General features: G+C 34.1%; 21 protein-coding genes. 5 read left to right on the top strand and 16 right to left on the bottom strand.

The annotated features are described in order from the left end of the window. Positions 1-204: 204 nt before the first annotated feature. Positions 205-2,133: a 1-deoxy-D-xylulose-5-phosphate synthase gene (gene dxs / locus GOQ16_RS05870; RefSeq protein WP_160068448.1), complete on the bottom strand. Its 1,929-nt coding sequence runs from the start codon at positions 2,131-2,133 to the stop codon at positions 205-207. 148 nt (positions 2,134-2,281) lie between these two features. Between dxs and GOQ16_RS05865 the strand changes: the two genes are divergently transcribed. Next, positions 2,282-3,061 carry a segregation and condensation protein A gene (locus GOQ16_RS05865; RefSeq protein ID WP_160068447.1) on the top strand — a complete coding sequence of 260 codons (780 nt, stop codon included), beginning with the start codon at positions 2,282-2,284 and terminating at the stop codon, positions 3,059-3,061. Here GOQ16_RS05865 and GOQ16_RS05860 read toward each other — a convergent pair whose 3' ends face one another. From GOQ16_RS05860 to GOQ16_RS05850, 3 genes are read right to left on the bottom strand one after another with little or no spacing between them, the layout of a single operon-like run. After that, entirely contained in the window at positions 3,062-3,763 is a 702-nt protein-coding gene (locus GOQ16_RS05860) for an enoyl-CoA hydratase/isomerase family protein (protein ID WP_160068446.1), read from the bottom strand. Between the two features lie 5 nt (positions 3,764-3,768). Further along, positions 3,769-4,614 (bottom strand): hydroxymethylglutaryl-CoA lyase-like TIM-barrel protein, encoded by an 846-nt coding sequence (locus tag GOQ16_RS05855; RefSeq protein WP_160068445.1) that lies wholly within the window; start codon positions 4,612-4,614, stop codon positions 3,769-3,771. Then, positions 4,607-5,755 carry an acyl-CoA dehydrogenase family protein gene (locus GOQ16_RS05850; RefSeq protein WP_160068444.1) on the bottom strand — a complete coding sequence of 383 codons (1,149 nt, stop codon included), beginning with the start codon at positions 5,753-5,755 and terminating at the stop codon, positions 4,607-4,609. The genes GOQ16_RS05855 and GOQ16_RS05850 overlap by 8 nt, the downstream gene beginning before the upstream one ends. A 136-nt stretch (positions 5,756-5,891) precedes the next feature. Here GOQ16_RS05850 and GOQ16_RS05845 point away from each other — a divergent pair, with 136 nt between their 5' ends. Then, a complete protein-coding gene (locus tag GOQ16_RS05845; protein ID WP_160068443.1) occupies positions 5,892-7,499 on the top strand; it encodes an acyl-CoA carboxylase subunit beta in 1,608 nt (535 codons plus the stop codon). A gap of 26 nt (positions 7,500-7,525) precedes the next feature. Further along, positions 7,526-7,954, top strand: a complete 429-nt coding sequence (locus GOQ16_RS05840) for a hypothetical protein (RefSeq protein WP_160068442.1) — start codon at positions 7,526-7,528, stop codon at positions 7,952-7,954. A 119-nt stretch (positions 7,955-8,073) separates the two neighbouring features. On the opposite strand, the gene GOQ16_RS05835 is transcribed toward GOQ16_RS05840, so the two are convergent. The 4 genes from GOQ16_RS05835 to nadA form a co-directional block, all read right to left on the bottom strand. After that, positions 8,074-9,987, bottom strand: a complete 1,914-nt coding sequence (locus GOQ16_RS05835; protein ID WP_160068441.1) for an acetoacetate--CoA ligase — start codon at positions 9,985-9,987, stop codon at positions 8,074-8,076. 68 nt (positions 9,988-10,055) lie between these two features. Beyond that, positions 10,056-10,451, bottom strand: a complete 396-nt coding sequence (locus GOQ16_RS05830; protein ID WP_160068440.1) for a hypothetical protein — start codon at positions 10,449-10,451, stop codon at positions 10,056-10,058. A 45-nt stretch (positions 10,452-10,496) separates the two neighbouring features. Next, positions 10,497-11,537, bottom strand: coding sequence for a thiamine-phosphate kinase (thiL, locus tag GOQ16_RS05825; RefSeq protein WP_160068439.1), 1,041 nt, complete (start codon positions 11,535-11,537; stop codon positions 10,497-10,499). A gap of 149 nt (positions 11,538-11,686) precedes the next feature. Then, on the bottom strand, positions 11,687-12,685 hold the full coding sequence (gene nadA, locus GOQ16_RS05820) for a quinolinate synthase NadA (RefSeq protein ID WP_160068438.1): 999 nt from the start codon (positions 12,683-12,685) through the stop codon (positions 11,687-11,689). 478 nt (positions 12,686-13,163) lie between these two features. Between nadA and nadB the strand changes: the two genes are divergently transcribed. Together nadB and GOQ16_RS05810 are read left to right on the top strand one after the other, a co-directional pair. Next, entirely contained in the window at positions 13,164-14,756 is a 1,593-nt protein-coding gene (nadB, locus tag GOQ16_RS05815) for an L-aspartate oxidase (protein ID WP_160068437.1), read from the top strand. Positions 14,757-14,759: 3 nt separating this feature from the next. After that, the gene (locus GOQ16_RS05810) at positions 14,760-15,278 is read left to right on the top strand and encodes a gamma carbonic anhydrase family protein (RefSeq protein WP_160068436.1); all 519 of its coding nucleotides are present in this window, start codon (positions 14,760-14,762) and stop codon (positions 15,276-15,278) included. A gap of 5 nt (positions 15,279-15,283) precedes the next feature. Here GOQ16_RS05810 and GOQ16_RS05805 read toward each other — a convergent pair whose 3' ends face one another. From GOQ16_RS05805 to GOQ16_RS05770, 8 genes are all read right to left on the bottom strand, one after another. After that, the gene (locus GOQ16_RS05805) at positions 15,284-16,840 is read right to left on the bottom strand and encodes an Ig-like domain-containing domain (protein WP_240140966.1); all 1,557 of its coding nucleotides are present in this window, start codon (positions 16,838-16,840) and stop codon (positions 15,284-15,286) included. A gap of 151 nt (positions 16,841-16,991) precedes the next feature. Next, the gene (mnmG, locus tag GOQ16_RS05800) at positions 16,992-18,851 is read right to left on the bottom strand and encodes a tRNA uridine-5-carboxymethylaminomethyl(34) synthesis enzyme MnmG (protein ID WP_160068434.1); all 1,860 of its coding nucleotides are present in this window, start codon (positions 18,849-18,851) and stop codon (positions 16,992-16,994) included. A gap of 61 nt (positions 18,852-18,912) precedes the next feature. Continuing rightward, entirely contained in the window at positions 18,913-20,778 is a 1,866-nt protein-coding gene (locus GOQ16_RS05795; RefSeq protein ID WP_160068433.1) for an ABC-F family ATP-binding cassette domain-containing protein, read from the bottom strand. Beyond that, positions 20,775-21,440 (bottom strand): NAD-dependent epimerase/dehydratase family protein, encoded by a 666-nt coding sequence (locus tag GOQ16_RS05790; RefSeq protein WP_160068432.1) that lies wholly within the window; start codon positions 21,438-21,440, stop codon positions 20,775-20,777. Before GOQ16_RS05790 ends, GOQ16_RS05795 begins: the two co-directional genes overlap by 4 nt. Positions 21,441-21,525: 85 nt before the next feature. Then, the gene (apaG, locus tag GOQ16_RS05785) at positions 21,526-21,912 is read right to left on the bottom strand and encodes a Co2+/Mg2+ efflux facilitator ApaG/CorD (RefSeq protein WP_160068431.1); all 387 of its coding nucleotides are present in this window, start codon (positions 21,910-21,912) and stop codon (positions 21,526-21,528) included. A 114-nt stretch (positions 21,913-22,026) separates the two neighbouring features. After that, positions 22,027-23,061: an Atu2307/SP_0267 family LLM class monooxygenase gene (locus GOQ16_RS05780; protein ID WP_160068430.1), complete on the bottom strand. Its 1,035-nt coding sequence runs from the start codon at positions 23,059-23,061 to the stop codon at positions 22,027-22,029. Positions 23,062-23,176: 115 nt separating this feature from the next. Continuing rightward, positions 23,177-23,758, bottom strand: a complete 582-nt coding sequence (locus GOQ16_RS05775) for a MiaE family protein (protein ID WP_149913347.1) — start codon at positions 23,756-23,758, stop codon at positions 23,177-23,179. 91 nt (positions 23,759-23,849) lie between these two features. Further along, positions 23,850-24,485 (bottom strand): gluconate 2-dehydrogenase subunit 3 family protein, encoded by a 636-nt coding sequence (locus tag GOQ16_RS05770; protein ID WP_160068429.1) that lies wholly within the window; start codon positions 24,483-24,485, stop codon positions 23,850-23,852. Between the last annotated feature and the right edge of the window lies 1 nt (position 24,486).

Raw genomic sequence — 24,486 nt, 5'->3', positions numbered from 1 at the left:
GTTCATATTTTGATGTCAAATCAAACTTTTCCACAACTCTTTAATAAAGATAAATTCAATCAAAAAACAAAACTTTTATTGAGGTTTATTTATAAGCTTGTGGAAAACTTTCTACACCTAAAATAAATAAAATATTCCATTATATTAAAAGAAAAAGAGCCACAAAATTTGTGGCTCTTTAATTATATTTTTAATACTAAAGCGTTATCCCACTTGTGAATGCGTAGGCAAAGTTTTAACCAACTTTTTACATGTTTCAGAAATTGACTTCGCATCGTATTTACATATATTCCAAAGCTCAGTTTGTTCACCGTGTTCCACAATCTCATCAGGAATACCAAGACGAATTACCTGTGCAGAATAATTGTTATTAGACATGAATTCCAATACCGCAGACCCGAAACCACCAGGTAGCACCCCGTCTTCCACAGTTATTACTTTATTGAATTTTTGGAAAACCTCGTGTAACAAGTCCTCATCAATTGGTTTTACAAAACGAATGTCATAGTGTGCAGGATAAATTCCTTCAGTATTTAATTCTATTATTGCTTTAGCAGCTTCATTACCTATATGACCTAAAGTAATTATAGCAACCTCTTCGCCATCCATTAATTTTCGGCCTTTACCAATAGGCAATGCTTTGAATGGGCGCTTCCAATCAGGCATAACACCATTTCCTCTTGGATAACGAATCACAAAAGGCCCCATATCCTCCAGTTGGGATGTGTACATCATATTACGCAGCTCTTCCTCATTCATAGGCGCCGCTATCGTAAGATTAGGTATACAGCGCATAAAAGCTACATCATAAGCACCATGATGCGTAGGACCATCTGCACCAACCAAACCTGCTCGATCCAAGCAAAACACTACATTTAATTTTTGCAATGCGACATCATGAATCACCTGATCATAAGCACGTTGCATGAATGACGAATAGATATTACAAAATGGAACAAGCTCCTGTGTAGCTAATCCTGCACTAAATGTAACAGCATGTTGCTCAGCAATACCTACATCAAATGCACGATCTGGCATCGCATTCATCATAATATTCATCGACGAGCCACTTGGCATAGCGGGAGTTATACCCATTATTTTGTCATTAGCTTCCGCCAATTCCACTAATGTGTGACCAAATACATCTTGATATTTTGGAGGCTGCGGCTTTTCGTAAACCGTTTTCTTAATTTCTCCCGTAATTTTATCAAATAAACCTGGCGCATGCCATTTCGTTTGATCTTTCTCTGCTAGAGAATATCCCTTTCCTTTTACTGTGACAACGTGCAATAGTTTAGGACCATTTATACTTTTTAAATCTTCTAAAGTCTTAGCCAGTTTATTGACATCGTGTCCATCCACTGGTCCGAAATATCTAAAATTTAAAGACTCGAAAAGATTAGCATTCTTCAGAAGAGTACCTTTAATGCTTTGTTCTAATTTCTTAGCCCAACCGTACGCATCAGGACCATTTTTGGATATTTTAGCTAATACAGAAATCAGCTCATCTCTAAATTTATTGTAGCTCTTAGAAGTAGTTATACTTGTCAAATATTCCTTTAACGCGCCGACATTAGGGTCAATAGACATGCAGTTGTCATTCAGAATAACCAATAAATTTGATTTCTCAATGCCCGCGTGATTCAAAGCTTCAAAAGCCATACCGCCTGTCAATGCACCATCACCAATGATAGCTACATGTTGTCTATCTGTTTCTCCTTTGTATGCTGAAGCTACAGCCATACCTAAAGCCGCTGAAATAGAGGTTGAAGAGTGACCTACTCCAAACGCATCATATTCACTTTCCTCACGTTTAGGAAACCCTGATATACCACCTAATAATCTATTTGTATGGAATTGTTCTCTACGACCTGTGAGTATTTTATGACCATAGGCTTGATGTCCTACATCAAATACTATTTGATCATAAGGCGTATTTAACACATAATGAAGAGCTACTGTCAACTCTACGACGCCCAAACTCGCCGCAAAATGACCACCATTGACAGAAACTATATCAATAATGAATTGTCTGAGCTCTTTACAAACTTCTTCTAAATCCGATTCTTTAAGCTTTCTCAAATCCGAAGGATAAAGAATATTTTTTAAAAGTGCTCCTGCTTCTATTTGCATACCTTAAAATAAGTTTGAAAATAAGTTACAAAGTAACACATTTATTCCATTAATTGGTATATATATATACAAATAACTGTGACCAATGTTTTAGTTTCCTGTTTTAAAACAATTATTAATTACTAAATGCGTATTTTTGATCCATTATATGGAAGCCACAAATTACGAAATAAAACTCGATCAATTCGAGGGTCCTTTTGACTTGTTGTTGTTCTTTATCGAACGTGATGAGCTCAATATCCATGATATTCCAATCTCCAGAATAACGGACGATTTTTTGGACTATATCCAAAAGATGCATTCCCTGAATATAGAATTAGCGTCAGAGTTTATTTTCGTTGCATCAACCTTGATGCGCATCAAAGCTAAAATGCTGCTTCCTCGTCCTGAATTGGACGAAAATGAGAACGAAGTTGATCTGAAAGAACAACTTGTTCAAAAACTTATACTTTACAAGCAATTCAAAGATGTTTGTGAAGATTTAAAAGTATTGGAATCAAATAGAGAAAAACTACATCAGCGCGCAAATATCACTTTTGATCTCAAACACACCAAACGTCAAATTTCGGAAGAAGAATTAGCTTCATTTGATTTGTACAAATTGATGATGGTGTATGAAAAGATGATGTATCATTTCACACATCGTGTGGTTCCTGTCACGCATACCGTTGTCAAGTTTCCTTATACTATCGAGCAACAAAAAGATGCACTTTCTGCGCTTTTGGATTTAAATAAAAAGCTAGATTTTCAAATGATCCTGAAAAACTCAGAAAACAGAGTGCAATTTGTATTCAATTTCTTAGCAATATTAGAAATGCTTCAACAAAAACTATTGGAAATTGAAGTCGGGATGGGGTATAATAACTTCGCAGTAGCTACAAAAGATCCAAATGCTCCTGAAGAATCCTTGGATGAAGATGAAGAATAGTTATTTTTCTTTAAGCGCATCCAATACTTCTTTCAAATATTTATACCGTTCAATGTAATCTACACTCGGCAAAGTTCGTAAAGCTTGAATCCCCAGTTTAATAGCTTTAGTCGATCTATTAGCAAAAGAGGAAATAAAAGTATCTAAGTTTATTTCTTCCAAAAATCCATCGACTATACAGTATTCTTTAGCTTTTTCAGTATCAAAATATTCGGTATGTAGACAAAGTTGTAAAGCTTGTTTTTCTGGCATCACTTTTAAGAGGCTGGCCATCACTTGAAACGGGAATAAACCTATTTCGAGTTCAGGTAGCCTAAATTGAACCTCCCGTTTGCAAAAAACATAAGTACAACCCAAAATAATAAGAAAACCGCCAGCTATCACATTTCCTTCAACTATAGCTATAGATGGTTTTAACAATTGATCAAATACCTCACCTAATGAAATATTTTCATTAGAAATTGCAGGATTATTAATATCCAATTTAGGATTTTCAAAAGTTTTCAAATCCATTCCAGCACAAAAAACAGGACCTTCAGCCCTAATTAAGACAAGCTTTATTTCATCATCATTATTAGCTTCTTGAAAAGCATGATAAATTTCATTGACCATTGTCGGCGTAAAAGCATTTCTTTTCTCCGATCTAGACAAGGTCAATAAAAACTGATATCCTATTTTTTGAGCCTTAATATATTTATACATGCAATTTAACTTATCATTTCAAAAAAGCTAATTTTCAATTTATTAATATCAATAGGTGTACCTATATAAAACCGATTTAGCAACATTTCAGTAGGAATATTTCCAACTAATTCGTCCTGTGCAAATGGACAACCGCCAAATCCCATCATTGCTCCTTCAAAGCGTCTACAGCCGCCTTCGTAAGCGGCATTTATTTTTTCTAAAGCTTGGTCAGTAGTGCTATGTAAATGTGCGCTAAAATCTAAATGAGGAAATTCTTTAAACAAATTTTTGAATAAAGAATTGACGCCTATTACAGTGGCCTCACTTGTCGTGTCTGCGATTGAAAACCGTTTAATACCTAAATATTTTAATTTATCAACCCATTTCAAGACCAAATCTTCACTCCAAGCCTCACCATACGGATTGCCAAAAGCCATTGAAATGTAAATGACTAACTCTTGATGATTACTGGCTATCGTACTTAATATCTCCTCTACAGTATTAAATGACTTATCAATCGATGAATTAGTATTTCTTTTTTGAAAAGTTTCGGAAATAGAAAAAGGATACCCCAAATAATCTATTTCTTCAAATGCTTTTGCGTGTAAAGCTCCTTTTGTGTTAGCTACTACAGTTAGTAATTTTGTATTGTTAATTTTTTCAATATCATGCACAACATAGCTTGTATCTTGCATTTGAGGAACTGCTTTGTCAGATACAAAAGAACCAAAATCTATATATTCGAAAAGATTACTTTTGATTAGCTTATTAATATGTGCAATTTTCTTTTCAGGGCGTATAATACTTGTTCTACCTTGAATCGCATCGCGGGGACAATCAATAATTTTAATTTCTGAAGGGTTAGACATCTTTTTTAATTTCACGTGAAATGACCATTTTTTGTATAGCGCTTGTGCCTTCCCCAATTGTACACAATTTAGCATCTCTAAAAAATTTCTCCGCTGGATAGTCTTTTGTGAAGCCATATCCTCCATGTATTTGCACAGATTGATTTGCGACCTCTACTGCTACTTCCGAGGCATATAATTTTGCCATTGCACTTTCTTTGGTAACTTTCTGCTGGTTATCTTTTAAATAACCTGCCCTTCTGATTAAGAGTTCAGATGCATCTATTTTCGTAGCCATATCCGCTATTGTGAAAGATACATCCTGGAAATCATAGATCTTTTGATTGAATTGCTCCCGCTCATTTGCATAACGCAATGCACATTCATAAGCTCCGCGCGCTATACCTAACGACAAGGCAGCGATAGAAATACGACCTCCATCTAATAATTTAAGTGCTTGAACAAAACCATTACCAATCTCTCCAATAACCTGATCCTTATGCAAACGACAATTATCAAAAAACAAGAAAGCAGTTTCTGATGCTCGCATCCCTAATTTATCAATTTTTTTTCCAGAAGTGAAACCTTCTGTTCCTTTTTCTACAATAAATGCACTCATAGCATGCTTATCACCTATATTACCCGTTCGAGCCATCACTACCGACACATCCCCACTGATGGCATGCGTAATAAAAGTTTTAGAACCATTCAAAATCCAGTAATCTCCATCTTGAACTGCGGTTGTTGTCATTCCACCTGCGTCTGAACCAGATCCCGTTTCTGTTAATCCCCAGGCGCCTATCCATTCTCCTGATGCTAATTTTGGTAAATATTTTTTCTTTTGTTCCTCATTTGCAAAGGATAAAATATGATTTGTACATAACGAATTATGCGCAGCTACAGAAAGACCAATAGATCCACAAACTTTTGATATTTCATCTAGAATAGTTATATATTCTTGATAATTCAGTCCAGCACCGCCATATTCTTCGGGCACCAAAATGCCCATAAAACCGTATTCACCCATTTTGTGAAATAGATCAACTGGAAAATGTTGGCGTTCATCCCAATCCATTACGTAGGGTTTGATATATGTTTTTGCAAATTCTCTGGCACTTTCGCGCACTAAAGCTAACTGCTCGTTGTCGTGATTCGTGTACATCGTGATTTTTTCTTAAGTTTATATATTGCTAAGAACTAGTATTATAAATATCGTAAAAATCAAATAATATTTTACCATATTTAAAATATTAAATAAAATAACCAACTGTAAATTTTTATTTTAATAAAAATCACTTATGCAAAAGCTTCTTGACAATCTTAAGAAAAAGTACGAACAACTCCATTTAGGCGGTGGTATTGATAAAATTCAAAAGCATAAATCAAAAGGAAAGCTGACTGCTTGGGAGCGTATTATTTATCTTTTGGATGAAGAAAACCCTTATACTGAAATAGGAACTTTCGCAGCGGATAATATGTATGTCGAGCATGGCGGATGTCCCAATGCAGGCGTTGTTGTTGTTCTTGGTTATGTAAAAAATAGATTGTGCGTTGTCGTTTCTAATGATGCAACGGTAAAAGCAGGAGCTTGGTTTCCTATTTCGGGTAAGAAGAATCTCCGAGCGCAGGAAATTGCTATGGAGAATAAATTACCTATTATTTATTTGGTAGATTCTGCAGGTGTCTATCTGCCTATGCAGGAAGAAATATTTCCAGATAAAGAACATTTTGGTCGAATATTTAGAAATAATGCTAAAATGTCCGCTATGGGCATTCCACAAATAGCAGCAATTATGGGTTCTTGCGTGGCCGGCGGAGCTTATTTACCTATTATGTCAGATTATGCATTAATCGTAGAAGGAACAGGTTCGGTATTCTTAGCGGGATCTTATTTGGTAAAATCTTCTATTGGTGAAGTCATTGATAACGAAACTTTGGGTGGGGCGGGTACGCATACTGAAATTTCGGGTGTAGTAGATAACAAATATCCTGACGATGAATCTTGCTTAGATGCTATAAAAAATATAATAGATAAAATTGGTGAGAACCCAAAAGCGGGATATTCTAAAATAGAAGCAAAATTTCCCAAATCGACTCCCGAATCAATCTACAACAATTTACCGGAAGACAGGTTAAAACCCTATAATGTGCTTTCAATCTTAGACGCTATTGTTGATGCGGATTCTTTGGAGGAATACAAAAAAGACTATGGAAAGACTATTGTTTGTGCTTTAGCACGTATAGATGGTTGGGCTGTAGGTATTGTTGCCAATCAACGCGAAATTGTAAAAGCAAAGAAACCAGGTGGCACACAAGAAATGCAAATGGGTGGTGTAATCTATTCGGATTCCGCAGACAAAGCAGCTCGTTTCATTATGAATTGTAACCAACAAAAAATTCCTTTAGTATTCTTTCAAGACGTAACTGGATTTATGGTTGGTTCTCGTTCCGAGCATGCTGGAATCATTAAAGATGGAGCAAAAATGGTTAATGCCATGGCGAATTCTGTAGTACCGAAATTTACTTTTATAACAGGAAATAGCTATGGCGCGGGAAATTATGCGATGTGTGGGAAAGCCTATGATCCTCGACTAATCTATGCATGGCCTACAGCTCAAATGGCGGTGATGAGTGGGGCTTCAGCTGGTAAAACATTATTACAAATACAAGAAGTAACATTGAAGGTTAAAGGGGTATCACTTAGTGAAGAAGAAAAACAAATTTTATTAAATGAGATTGAAGACCGTTACAATGAGCAATTAAGCCCATATTATGCAGCAGCTCGACTTTGGGTAGACGGAGTCATTGATCCAAAAGACACACGAAAGATAATTTCAATGGGAATAGAAGCCGCTAATCAGAATGCAGATATTCCTAGATATAATGTAGGGGTAATACAAACTTGATAATCCTTAAATCTCAAAAACATATAATGAAAAATTTATTTCATTTTCTTATTATATTTTTATTTATAATTAGTTGTGGTCAATATGAAAAAATAGGATCTTATAAATACAGAGTAAAAACATACATAGTTTTCACTGGGGATTATCATGGTATTTATGATACTATTAAAACCTATAGTTATAGAAAAAAACATCAAGCTGGAGTAGTAATTAGTTCAAAATTAAGTTTTAATACTCCTGCAGATACCATTTATACATATGGCTTTAGCCAAATAGATTCAATAAATAAACAATTAATTGGAAAAGAATATTACTATAACGGTTATGCTAAATATTTAGAGACAGATAGTATAGTCAAAGTTTTTCAACAATTGACAAATGGGAATCTTATATTAAAAAAATACACATCATATTACAATGGACAAGCTTCTGAAAAATTTATACAAATTCAATAGGAACTATTAATATTTGTTTTCAAGACTCATTTACTTGCATTCGCAAGTAGTGAAAAAATCTTTAATAGAATATCAATCTTAGATAAAAAATTCTTCCTTCGTCAGAAGAACATTTAATTCTAATATTTAGAGTATAAAGAATAATACTCTTCCAAACTTTCAGGATTACGCATTATATCCTTGGACACTGCTTTTTCTATAGAAACACCAGAAAAAATCTTTTTAACGGGTATTTCTAGCTTTTTGCCACTCAAAGTATATGGAATATCTTTTACCTGAAAAATAACATCTGGTACATGTCGTGGACTATATTGCTTTCTGAGATTACTTTTCAATTTAGTTTGAAGTTCATAATTTAATTCTAGATCATCTATCAATTGCACAAATAGCAACATTTTGGAAGAACCATCACTTTCATCTGTCGTGACAACCAAAGAATCTTTAACTTCCTCCAAATCATTTACAGCATTATAAATTTCAGCTGTACCTATTCGCACACCTCCACGATTCAATGTTGCATCCGAACGACCATAAATTAGTATTCCTTCATCGCTATTTATCTTGATCCAATCCCCATGAGCCCAAACATTGGGAAATTTATCAAAATAGCTTTCTTTGTATTTTTCATTATTACTATCATTCCAAAAATATAAAGGCATAGAAGGCATAGGCTGCTTTATAATCAATTCACCGACTTCATCTATAATTTCCTCACCTTGCTCATTGTAAGCTGCTATATCAGCACCTAATGCTTTACATTGCAATTGTCCTGCATATACAGGCAATAAGGAATTTCCAGATAGAAAGGCTGAACAAACATCTGTACCACCACTTAAGGAAATAATATGCACTTTAGGAAATTTAGCTTGTAAAGCTTCGAAAGTAGATGCCGGTAGAGGAGAACCAGTAGATCCAACTACTTTAGGTTCGTAATTCTGTATATCTAAATCTTCAATAGAAGTAAAATAAACTGCTCCAGCACCTAAATGATCTACGTGAGCTTGCTTAATGAAATCCCAAAAAGTCTGGTTATTATTGTGATTTATTATTCCATCGAAAATACATAATGTACCACCACAAAGAAGAGAAGATAAAGCGTAATTCCACATCATCCAACCTGTAGTCGAATACCACAAAAAATTTTCTCCTGCTTGTACATTCTGATGCAATGACAACGCTTTATAATGCTCCAGAAGATTTCCGCCTGTACTATGCGTAATAGCTTTGGGTTTACCGGTTGTACCTGACGAATACAATATCCAAATAGGGTGGGAAAAAGGAACTCTTGTAAACATCAACTCCTTAGATTTGTAATTATCCAACTCCACTTTCCACACACTATCATTCACATTAACAACCTCTTGCAAGGTTATTAACTTACTTACCAACATGTCTAAAGTTCCCTTTTTAAAGAATTTTTTATTATTATATTGATATTCTGTTTCAATAAAAAGTAACTTGGGTTCTATTTGTTCAAATCGTTCAACTAGAGCTTTATCTCCAAAATCAGGTGAACAACAAGACCAAACAGCTCCTAAAGAATTAACAGCCAAAAAGATAGCTATCGTTTCTACACGATTATTCAATACCCCAACTATTCTATCACCTTTTTTAATTCCTTTATCCAACAAATATTGTTGAATCTTACTCACTTTACAATGTAATTCCTTCCAAGTAATTTCTTGATAATCTTCGTATTCGGATTGAAATTTTAAAGCAATACTATCTTCTTCATAAGATTTAAAAATATGTTCCGAATAGGAAAGTTCTATACCATCAAACCATTTAGCATCAATAAAATTTTTACTATTTGCATCCCAATCCAAGACTTTTGAATAATTACCCGTATAACTAATATCAAAAAATAGAAATATTGATTCCCAAAAATCTGCTATATTACTTATAGACCATTGATGAAACTCCTGATAATCATTAAATTGCAAACCACATTTTGCTTGCACAAAATTTTTGAAAGCAAATAAAACTGAACTTTCAACATAGTCTTGGGAAGGAGTCCACAATGGTATTGACATATGTTTATAATTTGGTACACTTAAATATACGAAAAAGGTCATTGCAATTAACAATGACCTTTTACCTACTACCGTAGTATAGTTAAATCTTTTGTACTGTAATCTTTGAGTGGAATTTCGGATATTTTCACACCGGCAGAATTATATAACCGTAGATTCACTTCAGTTCCGCCATCAATTATATCCTTTCCGTTTGGATTTTTTTCAAATAATGTTGTAACTACTTTTTCTATTTTGGGAATATCAGCACCAGGTATCGTATCAATCGCCCTTGTTTTCAGAATCAGATCTAAATTTATTTCTTTCTTATTGACATAAAACGCTTTAGATTTGATAAGAAAATCATCCTTTATTTCGTTTTCCTTATCGTTTACATGTTGTGTAAACTTAAATACGCGTGTTTCTTTAGTGTCACAAGCAGCTAGAAAAATTATAGAAGCAAATAAAATGGTTAATTTTTTCATACTATAAACATAAAAAAATTAACCATCTATTTAGTTATTTTATTATTACTTTTTAAATGCATTCCAACCTTGTGCTTTGATTTCATGCACATTATTCGACTTAGAAATCATTTCTCTTCCGGCATTAACTTCAGTAATATAACCAATTACAGAAATATCCAATTGCCCTTTAACTTTATCATAATCAGCTTGTGGAATAGTGAACAACAATTCATAATCTTCACCACCATTCAATGCACATACCGTAGGATCCAATCCAAATTCACGAGCAGTTTCGTAAGTCATTGGATCTAAAGGTATTTTATCTTCGTACAATTTGCAACCTACATTTGATGCATTACAAATATGTAAAATCTCTGATGCCAAACCATCTGATACATCAATCATAGAAGTAGGTGTAATATCCAAATGTTTTAATAATTCTACTACATCCTTACGTGCTTCAGGTTTCAATTGACGCTCTATAATATAATCTTTACCTTCTAGATCTGGCTGAATATTAGGGTTTTCCAAATAAATTTGCTTCTCTCTTTCCAAAAGCTGAAGTCCTACGTAAGCTCCACCCAAGTCGCCAGAAACACACAATAAATCACCTTCTTTTGCACCTGAGCGATAAGCAATTTTATCTTCCTTTGCATAGCCAATACTTGTTACAGAAATTACCAAGCCTTGTGCTGAAGCTGAAGTATCACCACCAACCAAATCAACACCAAATTTTTTACAGGCAATCAAAGCGCCTTCGTAAATTTCTTCTACTGCTTCTAATGGAAATTTCGATGAGAGTCCAATAGAAAAAGTGATTTGTGAAGCAATTCCATTCATCGCATAAATATCCGACAAATTTACTTGTACTGCTTTGTAACCCAAGTGTTTAAGTGGAACATAACGCAAATCGAAATGAACATTTTCTAATAGTAAATCCGTAGAAATCAAGGTTTTATAACCAGTAAAATCCATCACTGCAGCATCATCACCTATTCCTTTGTTCGTAGATTCTTGTGTCAATTCTACAGCTTGCGTTAAGTGTTTTATTAAGCCAAATTCACCTAATTCGTTTATATCAGTTTTATCTATATTATCAAACATATTCACATTTTTTCCACAACAAAGATACGGATTAATCTCCCTTTGATAGAAGAGCTAAAAATAGGGCAAATGTAAAAAATGCCCCATTCCTAAATTTTTGAACATTGTTCAACATAAAAAATTAAGTTTTCATGTGAAACATGTGTATTTTACAACCCTAAACGCGCTGAAATTTCCAACATCCGTTCAATCGGTTTTTGTGCTCTATTGATTACATCTTCTGGAAGAATAATTTCTGGTTGATTGTATTTCAAACAGTTGTATAATTTTTCCAATGTATTCAATTTCATGTGTGGACAATCGTTGCATGCACAAGCATTATTCGGTGGAGCCGGGATAAAAGTTTTATGAGGGCTAGATTTTTGCATTTGATGCAAAATACCAGATTCTGTTGCCACAATATAGGTAGAAGCCTCATCTTCAATCGTATATTTCAACATTCCCGAAGTCGATCCGATGTAATCAGCCTCAGCCAAAATATGTTCTTCACATTCTGGATGCGCAATAAACTTTGATCCAGGATATTCTTCACGTAGATTTTCAATTTTTTCACGTGAAAAAATCTCGTGAACCATACAGGCACCGTTCCACAACACCAAATCGCGCCCCGTTTTCTTCTTCACATAATCGCCGAGATTGCGATCGGGACCAAAAATTATCTTTTGATCAGCTGGAAGTGACTCAACAATCTGCACAGCATTGCTCGAAGTACACACAATATCCGATAACGCTTTCAATTCTGCTGTACAATTGACGTATGTAATCACCACATGATCAGGATATTGCTCTTTGAATTTTGCAAAAAGATGAGGCGGACAAGAATCCGACAACGAACATCCTGCTTTCAAATCCGGCAATAACACTTTTTTGGAAGGCGAAAGAATTTTTGCGGTTTCTGCCATGAAATGAACACCAGCAAACACTATCACATCTGCATCAGTCTTAGCAGCTTGTTGCGAAAGCCCCAAACTATCTCCAATATAGTCAGCTAAATCCTGAATCTCAGCATCTTGGTAATAATGCGCCAGAATTACAGCATTTTTCTCTTTTTTCAAACGTAGAATTTCCTGAACTAAATCCAAACTTGGATCCACAGGAAGATCAATGAAGCCCTTTGCTTCCAAATCTCTTTGATAAGTGTTATTCATTCTCTCTCTTCTGTAATTTGGTTAATCACTTTGACTAATCAACTTCACAAAAGTAAACAAAGAAATTCAAACGAAATTCACATTCCTTTTTTTCAATAAATAATAATCTTTTTTATAAAAGAGAGTCTTATTGTTTATTAGTCTGTGGAAAATGGGGATAACTGTATATTTTTAAATTTCATTTTTGAGTTATCTTGTACTTTTCAACAATTTATCCACAGATATCAGATCTTTTAGTGCTGATTTACAGTACTGTGATTTTTCAGATTTTTTATTTTCAATAAAATTTTGTGAATTACTCGTTGTTAAATAATTGTTAATATATGGTCTATTTTTTCATACTCGTCACGTGAAACATGTGTGTAAATATGTCGGTTTGTGGAATAATAAATAGTTTTAAAATTTAATTAACGTTTTGTTTACACGTTATCCACATTATTTGTTAATTTGTTTCAATTTTTAAGCATACAATAGGTTTATGTCGGAAAGAAAAGTAGATTTTTTGGTAGTAGGGTCGGGAATTGCAGGTTTGAGTTTTGCATTAAAAGCTGCGAATGTTGGTAAAGTGTTAATAGTTACAAAATCCAACGAAGACGAATCAAATACAAAATATGCGCAAGGTGGTGTGGCAGTGGTTACAGATCAATCAGATAGCTTTGCAAATCACATTGAAGACACATTAATTGCAGGTGATGGTTTATGTAATCCACAAATTGTGGAAAACGTAATAAAGGAAGGACCAGCGCGAATTGAAGAATTGATAGGATATGGGACTTCATTTGACAAGGAAGATTCTGGTGAATATGATTTAGCAAAAGAGGGTGGACATTCTGCACATCGTATCTTACATTATAAGGATATTACGGGTTATGAGATAGAGCGTGCATTGCTAGAGAAAGTTCATCAACATCCAAATATTGAAATTCTTACCCATTATTTCGCTGTAGATTTGATTACGCAACACCATTTGGGGTTACATGTGGATAAAAAATCTACGGATATAGAATGCTACGGAATTTATGCTTTTAATACTCGTACAGGAATTGTAGAAAAATTTATATCTAAAATTACTTTAATGGCATCAGGAGGTGCTGGTCATGTATATTCAAGTACGACTAATCCAACTATTGCAACTGGTGATGGTATAGCGATGGTGTATAGAGCCAAAGGAAAAGTACGTAATATGGAATTTATTCAATTCCATCCTACAGCCTTATACAATCCAAGCGAATATCCAGCATTTTTAATTTCGGAAGCTGTACGCGGTTTCGGTGGAATTTTGCGAAGAGTAAATGGAGAATCTTTCATGGAAGAGTATGATTCACGTGGATCATTAGCTCCAAGAGATATCGTAGCGCGTGCGATTGATTCTGAAATGAAGAAATCTGGTTTGGATTATGTTTATTTAGATATCACGCATAAGCCGTTAGAAGATTTGTTTTCACATTTTCCAAATATTTACGAAAAATGTCTTTCTATTGGTTTAGATATGACTAAAGATTATATTCCTGTAACCCCGGCTGCACATTATTTGTGTGGAGGTATTTTGGTTGATGAATATGGCGCTAGTAGTATCGAGAATTTGTATGCATGTGGCGAATGCTCTTCTACTGGTCTACATGGTGCTAATCGATTGGCTTCCAATTCTTTATTAGAAGCCGCAGTGTATGCACATCGTATTTTTGTAGATGCTGAAAAGAAAATTAATTCAATTTCTTATAAAGAAAATATTCCTAATTGGGATGATTCAAATACTAAATTATTAAATGAAGATATTTTAGTAACGCATAATCTTCGTGAAACACAAAAGTTTATGTCTGATTATGTAGGAATCGTTCGTTCAGACTTTAGATTAGAGAGAGCGATGCGAAGATTAGGTTTGTTGCATGAGGAAACAGAATCTTTTTATAAAAATACAAAGCTTTCTGTGAAACTTTGTGAATTGCGAAACGTTATTCAGGTAGCATATTTGGTGGTTAAATCTGCGATGAACCGTAAAGAGAGTAGGGGATTGCATTATACAACAGACTTCCCAAATCATGCAGAGATATTAGAAGATACAATATTATAGATTATGGCTACTATTTTACCAGTCAAAGAAAGTTTTCCGTATATAGCTGAAGAAACGTTTATTGCACCGAATTGTACTATTGTGGGGGATGTAACTATTGGTCATCACTGTTCTATTTGGTTTAACGCAGTAGTTCGTGGTGATGTAAATTATATTAGAATTGGAAACTACACTAATATCCAAGATAATGCTACTATTCATGGAACGTATTTAAAAAATGGTACGGATATAGGTAATTATGTGAATATAGGGCACAATGCATTAGTACATGGTTGTGTTATTGACGATTACGTTTTGATTGGTATGGGAGCTATTGTTATGGATAAAGCTGTGATTCAATCTAAAGTAATTATAGCTGCGGGAGCAGTCGTATTAGAGAATACACTATGTGAATCAGGGTATTTGTATGCTGGTGTACCTGCTAAAAAAATAAAGCCACTTACAGATGAGCAAATGGCTTTATTAGAAAATCTTCCGCACAATTATGTACTTTATTCCTCTTGGTTTACAAATAAGAAATAGATATTTTATTCAAATTTGGGTGAAATTGTTTCGGATTGTTCCCAATTTGCACGTATTGTAAATGATTTATCCATATACCATATTGGTTCAGCTTGTGTCTTATTATAGACATCAGCACCATCCCATCGTTTATTCTTATTGAGATCTTTGATTATGCGTAAGATATATTTTCCTCCAGGAAATTTAGTGTATCTGAGTTCTTTCGTATTGTATATATACTTATTATCTATTACTTTTTCTTTTTTATCATCCATTAACTGGACAATATAATTAGTATTACTATCAAGATCGTTAATGATGAAATTTATATCTCCAAAGTTATCGGTTTCATCTAAAGTAACGGTAGTAATCAATTCCTTATTGGTGTCATTAAAAATAGAAGTAATAGCATTTTCTTGAATTGTGAATTCATAGTTACGCTTTGGTCTCCAATTAAATCGTACATGATACAGGTTAGAATTTAATGTATCTTTTTGTAGTTGAAAGTTACGTCTTGACACACTGTCCTCTTTTAATATCAATTTTTCTTTGTCAATATTAGCTATTGGAAAATCACTTGTGATTGTGATGTGGTTGATTTTATCAACCTTATTTGTAACATTAAGTATAGGTATCAATTCTCTATTGTATTTATCATTTTTACCTCTACGCAATAATGTAGTATCAAGTATATTATTTCTATCAGAAACTTCTATTTTAATAGAATCAAATTCCATTTTAGGTAATAGAATATAAAGAGAATCATTTGTATCAGCATATTTGTAATACGCGTCTTTTTGTAGATCTTCTGGGAAGATAATTCGCGTAGAAGGGGAGTCTAGAGGTTGATTGAATTTAATAGAAATGCGACTATCCTTTTGAATTTTTCTTTCAGGAATTCTAAAATCTTTTGGTTTTCCTTTTGAATATTCCAATTTTATATCCTCTATGTTTTCTTTCAACACAATGCTATCTGCAAGAAATCCTATTAGTTCATCTGGATTATTATATATACGATCGTTATTCTCTTCTTTCAGTGCATATATTCTATATGTATCTTCTCTTAAATTTTTAATTATAAAATTACCTGAACTGTCTACACTTGTAAATATATTGGCTTTCCGCTTTCCGAAAAGAGAATCTTGTCTTGTAGGTATCAGTAAAACACGAACAGATAAATCCTCCTTTGGATCGAATGTTTTGGTATACGCATTTTTAACAGAACCTGATACAGAAAGTGAATCTAATTCAGGGCCAGTGGCAAAAACATAATTGTAATTTACAATAGGATTTCCTTCATTAAAATCTACTAAACCTTTACCAAAATTTATGGTATAAGTAGTATTTTCTTCTAATGAATCAGGTAAAGTGATTATCAGATTTTTCTTTTTTACCTTGTAATCTGGTTGTTTTTCTAAATCAGGAGATATACTAAATTCTTTTTGATAATTGTTTAGCTTAATATATTCATTAAACTCTAAAACAATTTGTTTATCGGTAAAATTTCGTTTAAAATTTACGGGATTTTCCGATAGAATAACAGGAGGAATTGAATCTTTCGGTCCTCCCGTTGGTGTTTGCATATTTGCACAACGTACAAATGTTAGCGATATAAGCATTGCGAAAACAAGGATAAAGTTGTTTCGTAAACTTTTTATTTTCGATTTCAAATTCTCTTCAAAAATGTTTGTATTCATAAAAGTATTTCTCTTATACCGCTAATTTATGATTTCTTTAGTTCATGTGAACCATTAATATACTAATATCTGATGGTGATACACCTGATATACGTGAAGCTTGACCAAGTGTTCTTGGTTTAACTTTTAATAGTTTTTCGCGTGCTTCAATTGAAAGGGAAGTAAGTGATGTATAATCAAATTCAGTATTGATCTCTTTATCTTCCATTTTTTTCATTTTGTTTACAATTTCTAATTCTTTCTCGAAGTAGCTATCGTATTTTACTTTTATTTCAGCTTGTTCTATAGTGTCCTTATCATATGTTTCAGTCACTATCTTGAATTCCTGATCTGCATCTGCTAAGTGTTGAATATTAACGTGCGGTCTACTCAGTACATTATACAAACGAGTTTTTTGAGTTAATTCACCAGAACCAATCTCGGATAGCGTAGAATTTATTCCCGCTGGTTCTATTGAATTATTTTTCATGTATCTAATCAAATCGTCTGAATCTTGTACTTTCTTATTCACTTTAGCTAAACGTTCATCTGAAACTAAGCCAAGTTTATGTGCAATTGGTGTTAATCTAATATCTGCATTATCTTGACGAAGAAGTAAACGATGTTCTGCTCTAGATGTAAACATCCGATAGGGTTCTTCTGTACCTTTGGTAACTAGATCATCGATCAATACTCCAATGTAAGATTCTGAACGCTTCAAGATTAATTCGTGCAGATCTCTAGTTTTTTGGTGAGCATTAACGCCAGCAATGAAACCCTGTGCAGCTGCTTCTTCATAACCTGTAGTTCCGTTGATTTGCCCTGCAAAAAATAAATTTTTGACACGTAAAGTTTCTAATGTCAAATCCAATTGCATAGGAGGGAAGTAATCATATTCGATTGCATATCCTGGTCTATACATTTTTGCGTTTTCAAAACCAGGAATTAGTCGCAAAGCTTTTTGTTGTACATCTTCAGGTAATGATGTAGAAAAGCCATTTACATATATTTCTACAGTTCTGAAACCTTCAGGTTCAACGAAAATTTGATGTCTATCTCTTTCTGCAAAACGATTTATTTTGTCTTCAATTGATGGGCAATATCTTGGACCAAGTCCTTTAATTCGTCCTGTAAACATTGGAGATTTTTCAAATCCTGTTTTTAGGATTTCGTGAACTTTATCATTTGTATACGTAATCCAACAACATCTTTTTTCGGTTGGTAATTCTACATTTGTATAAGAGAATCTTCCGCCTTCATCATCTCCCCATTGTTCCTCCATCAAAGAGTAGTTTAAGCTTCTACCATCAATGCGAGGAGGAGTTCCAGTTTTCATACGCCCAGATTCGAAACCCAAGGACACAAGTTGTTCAGTTAAACCAGTTGCTGATTTTTCACCAGTACGACCACCACCAAATTTTTTCTCACCGATATGTATTATACCATTTAAGAATGTTCCGTTTGTAAGTACTACAGCATCCGCTTCTATGCGTATTCCTAGTGATGTAATAACACCTTTAATAGTATTACCCTCTACAATCACTTCTTTAACGGTATCTTGCCAAATATCTAAGTTTGGTAATGATTCTAATTGCCATCTCCATTCTTCTGCAAAGCGCATTCTATCATTCTGCGTACGCGGACTCCACATAGCGGGTCCTTTTGATTTGTTCAACATCCTAAATTGAATTGTTGATTTATCCGCAATAATACCAGTGTATCCACCCATTGCATCAATTTCACGTACAATTTGACCTTTTGCCACACCACCAATCGCAGGGTTACAGCTCATTTGAGCTATTACTCCCATATTCATAGTGATAAGTAGGGTAGAGGATCCAAGGTTTGCAGCAGCTGCAGCGGCTTCACAACCTGCATGTCCTGCTCCAACTACGATTACATTATATTTATTAAACATATTTAATTTCCTTGTTTCACGTGAAACATTTGTTTTTTTTATCAACGTTTCACGTGAAACGTTATATATATTCTGCTAATTCTATCCAACGATCTGATTTCTGATCAAGCTGTTTTTGTAAAATTTCTACTTCTTTAGCTAAGCTTGATAAAAGTTGATGATCAGTTGTATTATTTAATTCTTTAGTTTTCTCTTGTATTATTACTTCCAAATCCGAAATAATAGATTCTAATTCTTCATATTCCTTTATCTCTTTAAAGGATAATTTCTTCTTTTCAGATTCTATTTGGATAGGTGTAGGGTTTGCTTTTAATTTTTTCTCTAAAAGTTTTTCTTCTTTAATTCTTTCTTCTTGTTCGAATTTGAAATCTGCGTAATTACCGTTGTAAATAGATACAGTTCCAGTTCCGTCGAATATAAAAAGCTGATCTGTTAATTTGTCAATTAGATACCTGTCGTGAGAAACTAGAATTAAAATACCTGGGAAGTTTACAAGAAAATCTTCTAATACATTTAATGTGTCAATGTCCAAGTCATTGGATGGCTCATCCAGAATCAAGAAATTTGGATTTGCCATTAGTACACGCATTAATTGTAATCTCTTACGCTCTCCACCGCTCAACTTAGATACTAAACCAAATTGCTTTTCAGGTGGGAAAAGGAATAAAGTCAACAGTTGAGAAGCTGTAAGCGTATCGCCATTTGCCATTTGAATATAGTCAGCAATATTTTTGACCACATCTAAAACGCGTTCTCCTTCACTAAATTCTAAACCACCCTGTTTGTAATATCCATATTTTGTAGTTTCCCCAACACTAATTACACCACTATCCTGAGGTAAGTTTAGGGTAATCAAGTTTAAGAATGTACTTTTTCCTGTACCATTTTTTCCCGTTAAACCTATACGATCACCTTTTTTGAAGGTGTAGGAAAAGTTTTCGATTACAGTTTTGTTTTTAAAAGACTTACTTACGTTTTCTAATTCAAGAATTTTATTTCCCTGTCTGGATACTTTTACGCTCAACTGAACTTTATCTTGCGTACGAGGACCTTTTGACTTTTCTTCCAGTTCGTAAAAAGAGTCAATTCTTGATTTAGATTTTGTGCCTCGTGCTTTTGGTTGGCGGCGCATCCATTCTAATTCTGTGCGAAGTAGATTTCTTGCCTTTTCAGCCGATAGGACATCGTTATATTCTCTTTCTGCTTTCTTCTCTAAGAAATAGCCATAATTGCCTTTGTATGAAAACAACTTGCCTTTATCTAGTTCTCTTATTTCTGTACAAATATTATCTAAGAAGTATCTATCGTGAGAAACTACTAAAACTGTTTTTTGACCAGTTGTCAGAAGTTTTTCAAGCCATTCTATTGTTTCAATGTCCAAATGATTCGTAGGCTCATCTAAGATATATACATCAGCCTCATCTATTAAAAGCTTGGCTAAAGAAAGTCTTTTCTTTTGACCGCCAGAAAGGCTATCTATTTTCTGATCAAAATTGGAGATGGAAAGACGATTAAGAATTGTCTTAATATCGTTTTCATATTCCCAAGCGTCTAGAGCTGTCATGCGATCCATGATATCAGCTAATTTTTGCTCATCAACAATTTCTTTTTCTACAATTTCTTCGTATTCTTTGATTAATTGCTGTTGCTCATTATCATTAGAAAAAATGAAATCATTAATCGTATTTAGCCCTGTGAAATCTGGGTCTTGTGGCAAATAGCCAATGCGAATGCCTTTTTCTTTTACTACTTTTCCTTGTTGAGGTGGAAATAGTTCTGCTAGAATCTTTAATAAAGTTGATTTTCCGGTTCCATTAATTCCGACTAATGCAACTCTATCACCTTTTTGTAATCCAAAATGTAATTCTTTAAATAGCCACTTGTCATTGAAAGAATGACCAACTTGTTCTGTGCTAATAATACTCACGCTAATTCTTTTATAAGTTGTGTTTGGTATATGTGTACGCCGGGATTGGACGTTATTGAAACGTTAATCATAGCGGATGCAATATCTTTTGCTTTTATACTTCTATAATCTTTCAATTTGCCCATTAATAGAAAATTAAAAATCGGGTAGATGAGTTGTGCTATTTTTTCCATCAAACGAAATTCTTTTCTATTTCCAAGTAGGAGAGAAGGTCTAAAAATATGAAAACTTTTAAACCCAATAGCTTTTAAGGATTCTTCAACATCTCCTTTTAATTTTAAATAAAAATTGTTGGAAGTTGGATTTGCGCCAATACTGCTGACAAGGCATAGGGTAGTAGTTCCATTAGCAATTATATTGCTTGCGACTTTTTTTGGATATTCCAAATCGATCTCGTAATACTTATCTCTATCAGGTGTCTTGGCTTTGGTTGATCCAATACAACAAAAAAAATGGTCAATTTGAAGATCTTTTATATGCGTTTCGATACTATGATAATCTGCGATAATCCGAATAAGTCTATTGTTGTTAATGGGTAATTCAGATCGAGTAATTGCATAAATAGTCTCATATTTATTATTTTTCAATAATAAATTAATTGTCTCCATTCCTATTAAACCAGAAGACCCTAAAACCAATGCTTTGTACTTTGTATGAGGCATAACTATCCAAATACAAAAATACGTATTAATTCGATTTTGTATGTTAAAAAACTATAATAGTACGTCTGTTTATGACAAATTGCTGTTAATTTAACTTAAATGAAGCGATAAGATTGAATCTTGGAATGTTTACTTCAAAAAGAAAATTATCGACCTCTCTTTTCATGGTGTAATAGCCTTCCATGTAGCCAACTTCACTTTTGAGATTACATCCGGAGACATATTGATGCGATTCTCCTGGTGCAAGAATAGGTTGCAGACCTACGACACCATCGCCGTCGACTTCTTTAGTTTCGCCGATAGAATCAAAAATATCCCAATGCCTGCTTAATAACTGAATGGTATGATCGGAAATATTTTCAATAGTAATCCTATATGCAAACATATAATGCATATTATCAGGATTAGAGTATTCGGGTTGATACTCGCACTCGACTGATATACTGACGCCTGATGTGGACTGTGTGATCATACTAATTATTTCAAAGTTAATAACTTACACTGTTATTTCATAATAATATATTAGGGAGCTAAATGAATAGAAAAAAATAGGGTAAACATTTGTTTACCCTATTGTATAAAATATTTACTTAGTCGCTTCACGAACTTTTGGAGCTATCTTAGTTCCAAATATTTCTATTGATTTCATCATATCTTTGTGATCAGGACTGCCGACATCCATATGAGCTGAAAAACGTGTCAATCCAAATTTTTCCTGAATGGCTAATATTTTGTCTACTGCTTGATTTGCGTCACTTACGATCAAATGTCCTAAAGACGAACGTCCAAAATCATATTGCGAACGTTGATATGGTGGCCATCCTCTAGATCCACCTATTCTGTTCATTTGTGCAGAATAAGTAGGGTAGTAGCTATCTGCTATATTTTTACTGTCATCACCGAAGAAGGAGTGCATATGGACACCTACTTGGAATTTGGACATATCATGTCCATTATCTTCATAAGCTTGTTTGTACATCTCGAATAACGGTTGGAATTGTTCCCAAGCTCCTCCAATTATTGCAAACATTACTGGCAATCCTAATTTCCCAGCGCGGATCACTGATGAAGTTGTGCCACCTACTGCTATCCAAATAGGTAAACCGTTCTCTGTAGCACGAGGAAATATATCTTGATTGATTAATGATTTTCTGAATTTTCCTGTCCAGTTAATGGTTGGGTTAGACCTTAATTTTAATAATAAATCAAGTTTTTCTTCAAAAAGTTCGCTATAATCTTTTAAATCATATCCAAATACAGGGAATGACTCTATGAAAGATCCGCGACCTGCCATGATTTCAGCTCTACCGCCAGAGATCAAATCGACGGTAGCAAAATCTTTGTAAAGTTTTACTGGATCGGTTGAACTAATAACAGATACAGCAGAACCCAATTTTATATTTTTAGTTACAGAAGCAGCTGCGGCTAATATAATCTCAGGTGACGCTACAGCATAATCTTCGCGATGATGCTCACCCATACCAAAGAAATCAAGACCAACTTCATCCATTAGTTTTATTTCTTCAATTATTTCTTGTAGTCGTTGTTGTGCTGATTGAATTTCACCTGTAATAGGATCAATTTGCAAATCGCCAAACATTCCAACTCCTAATTCTAACATAATAATTCTCCTTTCTATATACCACAAAAATAGGCCTTTGTACTTCACATATTCTTAATCTATGTTAAGAATTTTACATAAAAAAAGCACCGATATGGTGCTATAATATACTGAATTACCCGTGAATATATTCTTTAGTGCCGTACGATTGAATAAGCTCTCCTTCGAAGTTCAACCACTCTTGCCAGCGCTTTTCTACATCAACATCAACAGCATATTTTCGCGCGAAATTTAAAAATGTCGTATAATGGTTGGCCTCAGAGACCATTAAGTCATAATAGAACTTAGCTAATTCTTTGTCATTGATATTTTGAGATAATACACGGAATCGTTCGCAACTACGCGCTTCGATCATCGCAGCGAAAAGTAATCTATCGATAAATGCTTGATTGCGTGAACCATCTTTCTTATTAAATTTCATTAACTGACCCACGTAATCGTCCTTGCGTTCGCGCGCTAAAGTGTATCCTCTTTCTTTGATAATTTCGATTACCATTTTGAAATGTTCCATTTCTTCGATAGCAATAGCCGTCAATTCATGAACCAAATCTTCGTATTCTGGATTTTGTGTTATCAGCATAATAGCATTAGACGCCGCTTTTTGTTCACACCACGCGTGATCCGAAAGAATTTCCTCCAAATTAGATTCTGCGATATTAGCCCATCTCGGGTCTGTCAATAATTTTAAACCAAGCATATTATCCCTTTTTTACAAAAATACAAAATAGTCAAATAGAAAAGCCAATAGGAGTTCGTCCTATTGGCTTTTGTGTCTTGGATATTACAAACTAGCCTTCCTTAGAAGCAAAGCCGTGGGCTTTCCATACTTCGTCAGGAACCCCAGTCCATACACCAGGTCTATTACCTACATATCCAATTTCTGCGATTCCTTCTTTCGTCGTATAGTATCCCGAAGAAGTTAAATCTCGCATAGTATTAAAAAAGCTTACACCTTGAGAAACCTCAGGTTTTGCTTTCTTAGGGAATGCAATTTCTTCTACAATTGAAATTTGTTCTTCGCTCGTACATTTTACAAAAACACTCTTGAATCTTTTTTGTGCATGTATATCTAACCATTTCAATCCGCCTCGCATGGGTAATTTGTAGGAAGGAATATCTTTAACGATAAACTCGATAAAATCTGGAACGCCAACCTCTGTAGCCGATGGTGAGTTATCATCTTTGGGAATGATAATATCCGCCAAGACTGCAATTGTTGCCATTTCATGTTCGTCAAAATAAACTTCTTCAAGTAATTTTTGCGTACGTTCATGTTCAAAATCTTGGACACCTGGTAACTTATCTCCTGGAGCTGCTGCTGCCGTTGATTTTGCGGGTTTATTATCACATGAATTTGTTGACAAAACTGCAGCTGATCCAGCTGCAATTAGTCCTAAGGCTTTTAATGAATCTCTTCTATTCATT

It is taken from the genome of Sphingobacterium bovisgrunnientis (assembly GCF_009829085.1).
Taxonomy (GTDB): domain Bacteria; phylum Bacteroidota; class Bacteroidia; order Sphingobacteriales; family Sphingobacteriaceae; genus Sphingobacterium; species Sphingobacterium bovisgrunnientis.
Note: the sequence above shows the minus strand (reverse complement) of the source record. Positions and strands in the feature narration are given on the sequence as shown.

Bases quoted from the DNA above. Each gene is read 5' to 3' on its own strand.
- apaG (WP_160068431.1), bottom strand. From the start codon at position 21,912: ATGATCACACAGTCCACATCAGGCGTCAGTATATCAGTCGAGTGCGAG.
- mnmG (WP_160068434.1), bottom strand. From the start codon at position 18,851: ATGTTTAATAAATATAATGTAATCGTAGTTGGAGCAGGACATGCAGGT.
- GOQ16_RS05855 (WP_160068445.1), bottom strand. From the start codon at position 4,614: ATGTCTAACCCTTCAGAAATTAAAATTATTGATTGTCCCCGCGATGCG.
- thiL (WP_160068439.1), bottom strand. From the start codon at position 11,537: ATGTTTGATAATATAGATAAAACTGATATAAACGAATTAGGTGAATTT.
- nadB (WP_160068437.1), top strand. From the start codon at position 13,164: ATGTCGGAAAGAAAAGTAGATTTTTTGGTAGTAGGGTCGGGAATTGCA.
- nadA (WP_160068438.1), bottom strand. From the start codon at position 12,685: ATGAATAACACTTATCAAAGAGATTTGGAAGCAAAGGGCTTCATTGAT.
- dxs (WP_160068448.1), bottom strand. From the start codon at position 2,133: ATGCAAATAGAAGCAGGAGCACTTTTAAAAAATATTCTTTATCCTTCG.
- GOQ16_RS05810 (WP_160068436.1), top strand. From the start codon at position 14,760: ATGGCTACTATTTTACCAGTCAAAGAAAGTTTTCCGTATATAGCTGAA.
- GOQ16_RS05860 (WP_160068446.1), bottom strand. From the start codon at position 3,763: ATGTATAAATATATTAAGGCTCAAAAAATAGGATATCAGTTTTTATTG.
- GOQ16_RS05790 (WP_160068432.1), bottom strand. From the start codon at position 21,440: ATGCCTCATACAAAGTACAAAGCATTGGTTTTAGGGTCTTCTGGTTTA.
- GOQ16_RS05865 (WP_160068447.1), top strand. From the start codon at position 2,282: ATGGAAGCCACAAATTACGAAATAAAACTCGATCAATTCGAGGGTCCT.
- GOQ16_RS05805 (WP_240140966.1), bottom strand. From the start codon at position 16,840: ATGCAAACACCAACGGGAGGACCGAAAGATTCAATTCCTCCTGTTATT.
- GOQ16_RS05775 (WP_149913347.1), bottom strand. From the start codon at position 23,758: ATGCTTGGTTTAAAATTATTGACAGACCCGAGATGGGCTAATATCGCA.
- GOQ16_RS05845 (WP_160068443.1), top strand. From the start codon at position 5,892: ATGCAAAAGCTTCTTGACAATCTTAAGAAAAAGTACGAACAACTCCAT.
- GOQ16_RS05835 (WP_160068441.1), bottom strand. From the start codon at position 9,987: ATGTCAATACCATTGTGGACTCCTTCCCAAGACTATGTTGAAAGTTCA.
- GOQ16_RS05850 (WP_160068444.1), bottom strand. From the start codon at position 5,755: ATGTACACGAATCACGACAACGAGCAGTTAGCTTTAGTGCGCGAAAGT.
- GOQ16_RS05780 (WP_160068430.1), bottom strand. From the start codon at position 23,061: ATGTTAGAATTAGGAGTTGGAATGTTTGGCGATTTGCAAATTGATCCT.
- GOQ16_RS05840 (WP_160068442.1), top strand. From the start codon at position 7,526: ATGAAAAATTTATTTCATTTTCTTATTATATTTTTATTTATAATTAGT.
- GOQ16_RS05770 (WP_160068429.1), bottom strand. From the start codon at position 24,485: ATGAATAGAAGAGATTCATTAAAAGCCTTAGGACTAATTGCAGCTGGA.
- GOQ16_RS05830 (WP_160068440.1), bottom strand. From the start codon at position 10,451: ATGAAAAAATTAACCATTTTATTTGCTTCTATAATTTTTCTAGCTGCT.